Raw genomic sequence first — 8,839 nt, forward strand, 5'->3', positions numbered from 1 at the left:
CACAGAATGATGTCACGCTGAAAATGCCGGCCTTTGAATGGGTTCATGTGCAGCTCCATCAGCAAAAGGGGATGATAAGTTTATCACCACCGACTATTTGCAACAGTGCCGGAAATTGCGGCTCACATTCATCCTCACGGCCAAGACACGTGGACTGTTTTGTCGGGAATGGCTGATTACTTTCAGGGCAATGGGATTGTTCGTGCCCTCAGGGAAGGTGAGATAGCCGTGGCAAGACCGGGCCAAGTGCACGGGGCGCGAAATACAGGTACCGAGCCATTTGTGTTCGTCTCGGTTGTGGCATCAGCCAATGCCGGTTTCGTATTGGCTGAGCGATAGAGCCCAATCTCTGGAGTTGGTCCAATGAGCGGTCGGGGAGATAGGTAACAGACATGCAGCGGACACGGCTGCTAAACCAGGTCGCAAACCTCCTTGCGTCGCAGCGTGCCGCAAGCGACGCGATCAATCGAATGGGGTCGGCATGAGACTGAACACCATCCAGTTCCCGACCGCGTAGCCGCCTGTCCTGCCGATCAGGTCTTGACCATCGACGCCTGGGATCAGTCCTGAATGTTCTTGGAGACCACTACGTTATGAGCCGCAGCCGCCGCAAAACACCCATCGTCGGGCACACGACCTGCGGCAGCGAGCGCGAGGACAAGAAGCTCTGGCATCAGCGCTGGCGCACCCGTGAGCGCACGGCGCTGACCAGCGCGTCGCCCGAAGCCCTGAGCGCCCATCTGCCCCTGCTGGAAAACCAGGCCAGCAGCGTCTGGTCGATGGGCAAGGATGGCCGCTCCTACTGGCCCGTCAAGCGCCAGGCCGCCACGGCGGATCGCATCGCCAATCACAAGGGACGCAACCCGCAAGAACGCGCCTCCCTGAAAAAGCGCCTGCTGCGCAAGTGGATGAGCAAATGAAGCTCTCCTTCCATCAGCACATTGCGCTGTTCTGGATGATCGGTGCTCCGGGCGTCTTCGCGCCCGTGATCGAGAACGCCAAGCGGCCCGATGCCGGCGCCGTCATGGCGTGGGGTGTCGCGATCGTGGCGGTGATGATCCTCTTCACCCCTTTGCTGCTGCGCTGTCCACCATTCCGGCGCTGGTATGGCCGGACGGATGCGCTGTCGGAGCGGCAGCGCCAGGCGCTTGCCGAGCGCGGCCTGCGCCGCTACTACCAGACCGCTTTCGATGACGGCTACGTGCCCCGCGTGATGCCCTACGTGTGGCGCATCATCTGGACGGTCGGCGGGTTGATGGCTGTGACCGCCGTACTGCCTACCAACACCGGACGGCCAGCCTTCGATGCCTTGGTGGTCTTCTCGACCTGGTATCCGATAGGCGTGATGCTGCTGGTTTTCGCGTCGAGGCCCCTTGGCCGGTTGATTCGCCAAAGAGCACAGGAGCGGCGGAAATGAGCACGTCAACCATCGAGGCGCTGGCCAGCGCCTGGGCAAGGATTGCCGAGGAAGCGGAATTCCCCGCTGACTACGAGGGGACTGCCACACCACAAGCGCATCGGGCTAGCGAAGCTATTCAGGAGCAGATTCGGGAGCGCATCGTCGCCACCAACGACATGCGGCTGTTCAGCCTGCTGCACCTGCTGGGTCAGGCGTCGCTGCGCATGGAGCAAGCGCTGTGGCCGGAGGATTACGAGCGGATGACGCGCGAGGTTGAGGAAGCCCTGCGGCAAGCCACCGACGCCAACGCCAGATCGTACACCCACGAAGAAGTGATGCAGGCGATGCAGGAACGCATCGACCGGGCGCGAGACAAGCCATGTTGATTGGCTATGCGCGCGTCTCGACGCAGGATCAGAACCTGGAGCTGCAACGCGAAGCCTTGAGCAAGGCCGGATGTAAAAAGGTCTTCGAGGACAAGGTGAGTGGCACGCGGGCAGACCGGCCTGGCTTGGCCAAGACGCTCGAAATGCTGCGCGAAGGCGATACTTTGGTCGTCTGGAAGCTCGACCGGCTGGGCCGGTCGGTCAAGCAACTGGTCGATCTGGTCGGCGATCTGCACAAGCACGGTGTCCAGTTCAGGAGCCTCACCGACTCCATCGACACCGGCACACCATCCGGGCGGTTCTTCTTCCACGTCATGGCGAGCCTTGCCGAAATGGAGCGCGAGCTGACCGTCGAGCGCACCCGCGCCGGGCTGGAAGTCGCCAAGCAGCTCGGCCGCAAAGGCGGCCGCAAGCCGAAGATGACCGACAGCAAGATCGAGTCGGCCAAGAAGCTGCTGGCCAGCGGGGTGCCGCCCAAGGACGTGGCCAAGAACCTCGGCGTGTCCATTCCGACGCTGTACCGCTGGGTGCCAGCCTCCACGCACGCTTAGCGTGCTTTATTTAATGAGATGGTCACTCCCTCCTTCCCAGTACTATGCTGAGGACAGGCTTTCATTCGGAGAACCATCATGGAAAACATTGCGCTTATTGGTATCGATCTGGGTAAGAACTCTTTCCATATTCATTGTCAGGATCATCGTGGGAAGGCCGTTTACCGTAAAAAATTCACCCGACCAAAGCTAATCGAATTTCTGGCGACATGCCCGGCAACAACCATCGCGATGGAAGCCTGTGGCGGTTCTCACTTTATGGCACGCAAGCTGGAAGAGTTAGGGCATTTTCCAAAGCTGATATCACCGCAATTTGTCCGCCCATTCGTTAAAAGCAACAAAAATGACTTCGTTGATGCTGAAGCTATCTGTGAAGCAGCATCACGTCCATCTATGCGTTTCGTGCAGCCCAGAACCTAATCTCAGCAGGCAATGCGAGCTCTGCATCGTGTCCGTGAATCCCTGGTTCAGGATAAGGTGAAAACAACTAATCAGATGCATGCTTTTCTGCTGGAATTTGGTATCAGCGTTCCGCGAGGTGCTGCCGTTATTAGTCGACTGAGTACCCTTCTTGAGGACAGTAGTTTGCCTCTTTATCTCAGCCAGTTACTGCTGAAATTACAACAGCATTATCACTATCTTGTTGAGCAGATTAAAGATCTGGAATCTCAGTTGAAACGAAAGTTGGACGAAGATGAGGTTGGACAGCGCTTGCTGAGTATTCCCTGCGTTGGAACGCTGACTGCCAGTACTATTTCAACTGAGATTGGCGACGGGAAGCAGTACGCCAGCAGCCGTGACTTTGCGGCGGCAACAGGGCTGGTACCCCGACAGTACAGCACGGGAGGTCGGACGACATTGTTAGGGATTAGCAAGCGGGGCAACAAAAAGATCCGAACTTTGTTGGTTCAGTGTGCCAGGGTATTCATACAAAAACTGGAACACCAGTCTGGCAAGTTGGCCGACTGGGTCAGGGAGTTGTTGTGTCGGAAAAGCAACTTTGTCGTCACCTGTGCTCTGGCAAACAAGCTGGCCAGAATAGCCTGGGCACTGACGGCGCGACAGCAAACTTACGAAGCATAAAGGCAGAAATACACCAGTTTAAACAATCATTCATCTGGTTTTGCGAATACTGATATTGATGATACTAACGGCCCACCGGCCTGTTGAGGAACCTGTAAAACGGAAAGGCTCATTGAAGCCGTATATTTTCTGGAGGTTCATCAGGCGCGGAACTCATCGAGGCGCGGGAATAAAATCCCATTCAGACGCCGGATAGATTCAAGCAAGCCAACTTGTCGTCAAAATCGGTGTTGCAAAAACGGGAGTGACCATAGATTCCGTTTTCTGAGGCGACCCCCACATAGAGACCTTCCCGGTCATTCACTTTGTAGAGTTTGTCCCTGGGCTTGAGATTGCGCAGCTTGGTATCGGTCAGCATGTACCTTGTCCTTCTTCGTCTCCGATACCCACTCTATTGTAAACAAGACATTTTTATCTTTTATATTCAATGGCTTATTTTCCTGCTAATTGGTAATACCATGAAAAATACCATGCTCAGAAAAGGCTTAACAATATTTTGAAAAATTGCCTACTGAGCGCTGCCGCACAGCTCCATAGGCCGCTTTCCTGGCTTTGCTTCCAGATGTATGCTATTCTGCTCCTGCAGCTAATGGATCACCGCAAACAGGTTACTCGCCTGGGGATTCCCTTTCGACCCGAGCATCCGTATGAGACTCATGCTCGATTATTATTATTATAGAAGCCCCCATGAATAAATCGCTCATCATTTTCGGCATCGTCAACATAACCTCGGACAGTTTCTCCGATGGAGGCCGGTATCTGGCGCCAGACGCAGCCATTGCGCAGGCGCGTAAGCTGATGGCCGAGGGGGCAGATGTGATCGACCTCGGTCCGGCATCCAGCAATCCCGACGCCGCGCCTGTTTCGTCCGACACAGAAATCGCGCGTATCGCGCCGGTGCTGGACGCGCTCAAGGCAGATGGCATTCCCGTCTCGCTCGACAGTTATCAACCCGCGACGCAAGCCTATGCCTTGTCGCGTGGTGTGGCCTATCTCAATGATATTCGCGGTTTTCCAGACGCTGCGTTCTATCCGCAATTGGCGAAATCATCTGCCAAACTCGTCGTTATGCATTCGGTGCAAGACGGGCAGGCAGATCGGCGCGAGGCACCCGCTGGCGACATCATGGATCACATTGCGGCGTTCTTTGACGCGCGCATCGCGGCGCTGACGGGTGCCGGTATCAAACGCAACCGCCTTGTCCTTGATCCCGGCATGGGGTTTTTTCTGGGGGCTGCTCCCGAAACCTCGCTCTCGGTGCTGGCGCGGTTCGATGAATTGCGGCTGCGCTTCGATTTGCCGGTGCTTCTGTCTGTTTCGCGCAAATCCTTTCTGCGCGCGCTCACAGGCCGTGGTCCGGGGGATGTCGGGGCCGCGACACTCGCTGCAGAGCTTGCCGCCGCCGCAGGTGGAGCTGACTTCATCCGCACACACGAGCCGCGCCCCTTGCGCGACGGGCTGGCGGTATTGGCGGCGCTGAAAGAAACCGCAAGAATTCGTTAACTGCACATTCGGGATATTTCTCTATATTCGCGGTTCAGCAGGCATGTCCCCTTTGAGGGCGACCCGACGACAGGATAATCGACCTTATGGTGCGCAAATATTTCGGCACAGACGGTATTCGTGGCAAAGCCAACGAAGGCGCGATGACGGCGGAAACCGCCTTGCGCGTCGGCATGGCGGCTGGCCGTGTCTTTCGTCGCGGTGACCACCGCCATCGTGTCGTGATCGGCAAGGATACGCGCCTGTCGGGCTATATGCTTGAACCCGCGCTCACAGCCGGTTTCACCTCGATGGGCATGGACGTATTCCTTTTTGGCCCGCTGCCGACAACGTATAGGAAGAATAAACGCCCTTTTCACCCAAGTCCAACAGCTTTGGACCGCAGTTGACTCTTTCGACACCCCTGCGATGCAACCCAATCCGGCTGACGGGGAGCCAGCAACGCTGAAAATTTACCCTCCTCTTTCCCACTAGCGGCTCCTTTTCCGACAACCAGCACGGCGGATCCCTGCCGCGGCGCTGTGAACGCAGCATTTTGATTGGTATCGTTGGCCTTCAGGCTCGTCAGTCAAACAGACCCAGGAGCAGCTCAGCCGGTGGCGCCCGGCTTTCGGGTAACGCCCTGGTCCCGCTGGTTTCGGCTTTGTGCTTCAGGTGATCAAGGATCTGCTTGATCACTATAGGGTCTTCAATGCAGGCGATGACTTTCATGGCGCCGCCGCAGCCGCTGCAGGTCTCGATGTCGATATTGAAAACACGCTTGAGCCGTTGCGCCCATGTCATCGACGCTCGCCGTTGTGCTGGTGTTGCCGGTTCATCAGCCACCCTGACCTTGTTGCCCCTGCCCCGTTTTGCCGGCGTGACCAACGCCCGGTGCCGACTGTTGGGTGCGAACACCCCGTGGAAGCGGGTTAGGTTGACTCTGGGCTTCGGTACCAGGGCGGCCAGCCTTGCAATGAAATCCAATGGTTCGAAAATGACGTGCGTGGTGCCGTCCCGGTACGGCGTCTTGAGCTGGTAGCGCACGTTGCCGCCTCGTGTTAACGACAGCCGCTTCTCGGATACCGCCGGGCGGCTGATGTACCGGCACAGCCGTTCGAGCTTCTTGCGTTCATCGGCCCTGGCCGCCACGCCGGCGTGCAGGCTGGACCCGGCTACCTTGCCAATCCCGTCACCGAACGGATCACCACTGGTCGGCAGAGTTTGCAAAGTGAACACCTTTCGCCCCGCCTGTGAACCGACAGCGATACGGTAAGTGATCGAGTGCCCCAGCAGGGGTGTCATCGGGTCGTCATCCACCGCATCCGAGGCCAGATAGCTGTTTTCGACATCCCGTTCCAGCAGGCCTTGCCGTTCCAGATAGCGACCCACCCGGTGGGCGATGGTGTGCGTCAGCTGGGTGAGCTCTGGGCTGGTCGGCGCCTTGACCCAGCGGAAACGCGCTGAGCCGTGGGATTGCTCGACATACACACCGTCGAGAAACAGCATGTGGAAGTGAACATTCAGATTGAGCGCCGATCCAAAACGCTGGATCAGGGTGACCGCGCCCGTCTTGGCCACTTGGTGGGTATGGCCCGCTTTCTTGACCAGGTGCGTGGCAATGACGCGGTAAACGATGCCCAGCACCCACCCCATGATCTCGGGCCGGCTGGCAAACAGGAAACGCAGCTGAAACGGGAAGCTCAACACCCACTGACGCATGGGTTGTTCAGGCAGTACTTCATCAACCAGCAAGGCGGCACTTTCGGCCATCCGCCGCGCCCCACAGCTCGGGCAGAAACCGCGACGCTTACAGCTGAAAGCGACCAGGTGCTCGGCGTGGCAAGACTCGCAGCGAACCCGTAGAAAGCCATGCTCCAGCCGCCCGCATTGGAGAAATTCTTCAAATTCCCGTTGCACATAGCCCGGCAATTCCTTTCCCTGCTCTGCCATAAGCGCAGCGAATGCCGGGTAATACTCGTCAACGATCTGATAGAGAAGGGTTTGCTCGGGTCGGTGGCTCTGGTAACGACCAGTATCCCGATCCCGGCTGGCCGTCCTGGCCGCCACATGAGGCATGTTCCGCGTCCTTGCAATACTGTGTTTACATACAGTCTATCGCTTAGCGGAAAGTTCTTTTACCCTCAGCCGAAATGCCTGCCGTTGCTAGACATTGCCAGCCAGTGCCCGTCACTCCCACTCGATTGTAAACAAGCACACAAAACCCTTTAGTGACAACAATTTGCAAGAACTATCAGGCTCAGTGCCATGAAAAATACCATGACCAGATCATGAGGTTGAACACGGCTTGCGCCGGCAGCGTTCACGCTCCTGGTCGGCGATCTCGCCCGGCTGCAATGCTAGCTCAGCATCGGTCATGCGCTCCAGCACGTCGCGTAGGCGGATGGTGCAAGGAATGGGCGGCAGCTCGAACTCATAGCCGCCGGCGATCATTTCGGCCGCAATCTCCTCGGTGATGAAAAACGGCTCGTCGTCTTGGTTCGGCTTCTTCATGCCCTTTCCTCCTGGCGCTCATCCTGGCCGACAGCGGCCAGGGCATCGGCTTCCGTCAATGCGTCCTCCACGAACGCGCCGTGCTGCTTCGCTTCGGCCTGGCTGACCTCGGCCCATATCCGTTTCACCTGGGCCGCACTGTACCCGGCCAGCTCGGCGGTCTTGTTGATGCTGTAGCCGGACTTGCGCAGCGCGACAACTTGGGCGCGGCGCTTCGGATCAGCACGGCGGCCCTTGTACCGCCCGGCCTGGCGGGCCAACTCAATGCCTTGGCGCTGGCGTTCGCGCCTGTCCTCGTAGTCGTCGCGGGCCATCTGCAAGGCCAGGCGAAAAAGCATGATCTGCACGGCTTCCAGCACGATCTTGGCGACGCCCTGGGCCTCGGCCGCCAGGTCGGATAGATCGACCACGCCAGGGACGGCCAGGCTTGCGCCTTTGGCCTGTATCGAGGCCACCAGGCGCTCGGCCTCGGGCAAAGGTAGGCGGCTGATGCGGTCGATCTTCTCGGCAATGACCACCTCGCCGGGCTGTAGGTCGCCGATCATGCGCAGCAGCTCAGGCCGGTCGGCGCGTGCGCCGGATGCCTTCTCACGGTAGATGCCGGCGACGTAGTAGCCGGCGGCCTTCGCGGCCGTAGTGATCGCCTCTTGGCGTTCCAAGTCCTGCGCGTCGGTGCTGACGCGCAGATAGACCCGCGCCACCATCGGCGCGGCTACTGGCTTCGTCCTGCGCATACTTGCGGGCTCCTTTGGGCATACGCAAAGTGTCCGGTCATGCTACCCCCGGCCAAAAAGGCCGTCATGCGATTTATCTTGGCCGGGTCGTTATTGGCGGGTCTAAATGGCCGCTCCGTGGATCTCATCGCCAGAAATGGCGATGCGAGATCCAGGGCAGGGCGGCCGCCATCGTCAGACCTGGCGATGGTCGACGCCGGCGCGCATCGTCGGATGTGGCGATGCGAGCTCGAGGTCGGTGGCCACCGCCGGCGACCTGGTGCCATCGTCGGCAATGGCGATGCTGCAGCTCGACGTGCGCGGCCTGGTCGTCTCGGCATCGTCGGATGCGGCGATGCTCGAGCGAGGCGAAAAAAAACCGCCTCGGGGTGTCCGAGGCGGCAAGTCTGCATGCGGTTCAGGGAGGAAGAAACCGCGCCGGCGATCAGGGAGGAAAACCGCGCGGCCTGATGTGCAGCTCGGCCACTTTAGCCGGATTTTTCGACTTATCCGATGCGAGCGGCCCGCCGTGGGCGCTGCTCGATCTGCTGTTGCTTTTTCTCGACGTGCTTCTGCTCCTGGTGCTGCTGCTCGTCGCGCGGCACTGTTGCAAAGTTAGCGATGAGGCAGCCTTTTGTCTTATTCAAAGGCCTTACATTTCAAAAACTCTGCTTACCAGGCGCATTTCGCCCAGGGGATCACCATAATAAA

At 58.5% G+C, this 8,839-nt stretch carries 10 protein-coding genes and 3 pseudogenes; 8 read left to right on the forward strand and 5 right to left on the reverse strand.

Annotated features, from left to right (window positions below):
- Nucleotides 1-111: 111 nt before the first annotated feature.
- From ACQUTI_RS26015 to ACQUTI_RS26040, 6 genes and pseudogenes are all read left to right on the forward strand, one after another.
- Nucleotides 112-339: pseudogene (locus ACQUTI_RS26015) on the forward strand (cupin domain-containing protein); the annotation flags it as partial.
- A 254-nt stretch (nucleotides 340-593) separates the two neighbouring features.
- Complete coding sequence (locus ACQUTI_RS26020) at nucleotides 594-920, forward strand: hypothetical protein (protein ID WP_003100858.1); 327 nt, start codon at nucleotides 594-596, stop codon at nucleotides 918-920.
- A complete protein-coding gene (locus tag ACQUTI_RS26025) occupies nucleotides 917-1,417 on the forward strand; it encodes a hypothetical protein (protein WP_003100856.1) in 501 nt (166 codons plus the stop codon). Before ACQUTI_RS26020 ends, ACQUTI_RS26025 begins: the two co-directional genes overlap by 4 nt.
- On the forward strand, nucleotides 1,414-1,785 hold the full coding sequence (locus ACQUTI_RS26030) for a hypothetical protein (RefSeq protein WP_003100853.1): 372 nt from the start codon (nucleotides 1,414-1,416) through the stop codon (nucleotides 1,783-1,785). The genes ACQUTI_RS26025 and ACQUTI_RS26030 overlap by 4 nt, the downstream gene beginning before the upstream one ends.
- Entirely contained in the window at nucleotides 1,779-2,336 is a 558-nt protein-coding gene (locus ACQUTI_RS26035) for a recombinase family protein (protein WP_003100847.1), read from the forward strand. The genes ACQUTI_RS26030 and ACQUTI_RS26035 overlap by 7 nt, the downstream gene beginning before the upstream one ends.
- A 78-nt stretch (nucleotides 2,337-2,414) precedes the next feature.
- A pseudogene (locus ACQUTI_RS26040) lies at nucleotides 2,415-3,419 on the forward strand (IS110-like element IS5075 family transposase).
- Between the two features lie 253 nt (nucleotides 3,420-3,672).
- On the opposite strand, the pseudogene ACQUTI_RS26045 reads toward ACQUTI_RS26040, so the two are convergent.
- Nucleotides 3,673-3,777 (reverse strand): annotated as a pseudogene (locus ACQUTI_RS26045) (Arm DNA-binding domain-containing protein); the annotation flags it as partial.
- Between the two features lie 329 nt (nucleotides 3,778-4,106).
- Here ACQUTI_RS26045 and sul2 point away from each other — a divergent pair.
- Nucleotides 4,107-4,922 (forward strand): sulfonamide-resistant dihydropteroate synthase Sul2, encoded by an 816-nt coding sequence (sul2, locus tag ACQUTI_RS26050; RefSeq protein WP_001043260.1) that lies wholly within the window; start codon nucleotides 4,107-4,109, stop codon nucleotides 4,920-4,922.
- Nucleotides 4,923-5,008: 86 nt separating this feature from the next.
- Complete coding sequence (locus tag ACQUTI_RS26055; RefSeq protein ID WP_000251875.1) at nucleotides 5,009-5,311, forward strand: phosphoglucosamine mutase; 303 nt, start codon at nucleotides 5,009-5,011, stop codon at nucleotides 5,309-5,311.
- A 175-nt stretch (nucleotides 5,312-5,486) separates the two neighbouring features.
- On the opposite strand, the gene ACQUTI_RS26060 is transcribed toward ACQUTI_RS26055, so the two are convergent.
- The 4 genes from ACQUTI_RS26060 to ACQUTI_RS26075 all read right to left on the reverse strand — a co-directional run bounded on the left by ACQUTI_RS26060 (nucleotide 5,487) and on the right by ACQUTI_RS26075 (nucleotide 8,775).
- Entirely contained in the window at nucleotides 5,487-6,980 is a 1,494-nt protein-coding gene (locus ACQUTI_RS26060; RefSeq protein WP_001120888.1) for an IS91-like element ISCR2 family transposase, read from the reverse strand.
- Nucleotides 6,981-7,190: 210 nt separating this feature from the next.
- Complete coding sequence (locus ACQUTI_RS26065) at nucleotides 7,191-7,415, reverse strand: hypothetical protein (protein ID WP_000743213.1); 225 nt, start codon at nucleotides 7,413-7,415, stop codon at nucleotides 7,191-7,193.
- Nucleotides 7,412-8,149 carry a recombinase family protein gene (locus ACQUTI_RS26070; RefSeq protein WP_001446887.1) on the reverse strand — a complete coding sequence of 246 codons (738 nt, stop codon included), beginning with the start codon at nucleotides 8,147-8,149 and terminating at the stop codon, nucleotides 7,412-7,414. The genes ACQUTI_RS26065 and ACQUTI_RS26070 overlap by 4 nt, the downstream gene beginning before the upstream one ends.
- Nucleotides 8,150-8,634: 485 nt before the next feature.
- A complete protein-coding gene (locus tag ACQUTI_RS26075; RefSeq protein ID WP_001044210.1) occupies nucleotides 8,635-8,775 on the reverse strand; it encodes a hypothetical protein in 141 nt (46 codons plus the stop codon).
- Nucleotides 8,776-8,839 lie beyond the last annotated feature (64 nt).

Source organism: Klebsiella sp. 7-CIP_Kleb., assembly GCF_050378655.1.
Taxonomy (GTDB): domain Bacteria; phylum Pseudomonadota; class Gammaproteobacteria; order Enterobacterales; family Enterobacteriaceae; genus Klebsiella; species Klebsiella quasipneumoniae.

Coding starts and splice junctions, on each gene's coding strand:
- ACQUTI_RS26020 (WP_003100858.1), top strand. CDS start 594: ATGAGCCGCAGCCGCCGCAAAACACCCATCGTCGGGCACACGACCTGC.
- ACQUTI_RS26025 (WP_003100856.1), top strand. CDS start 917: ATGAAGCTCTCCTTCCATCAGCACATTGCGCTGTTCTGGATGATCGGT.
- ACQUTI_RS26030 (WP_003100853.1), top strand. CDS start 1,414: ATGAGCACGTCAACCATCGAGGCGCTGGCCAGCGCCTGGGCAAGGATT.
- ACQUTI_RS26035 (WP_003100847.1), top strand. CDS start 1,779: ATGTTGATTGGCTATGCGCGCGTCTCGACGCAGGATCAGAACCTGGAG.
- sul2 (WP_001043260.1), top strand. CDS start 4,107: ATGAATAAATCGCTCATCATTTTCGGCATCGTCAACATAACCTCGGAC.
- ACQUTI_RS26055 (WP_000251875.1), top strand. CDS start 5,009: ATGGTGCGCAAATATTTCGGCACAGACGGTATTCGTGGCAAAGCCAAC.
- ACQUTI_RS26060 (WP_001120888.1), bottom strand. CDS start 6,980: ATGCCTCATGTGGCGGCCAGGACGGCCAGCCGGGATCGGGATACTGGT.
- ACQUTI_RS26065 (WP_000743213.1), bottom strand. CDS start 7,415: ATGAAGAAGCCGAACCAAGACGACGAGCCGTTTTTCATCACCGAGGAG.
- ACQUTI_RS26070 (WP_001446887.1), bottom strand. CDS start 8,149: ATGCGCAGGACGAAGCCAGTAGCCGCGCCGATGGTGGCGCGGGTCTAT.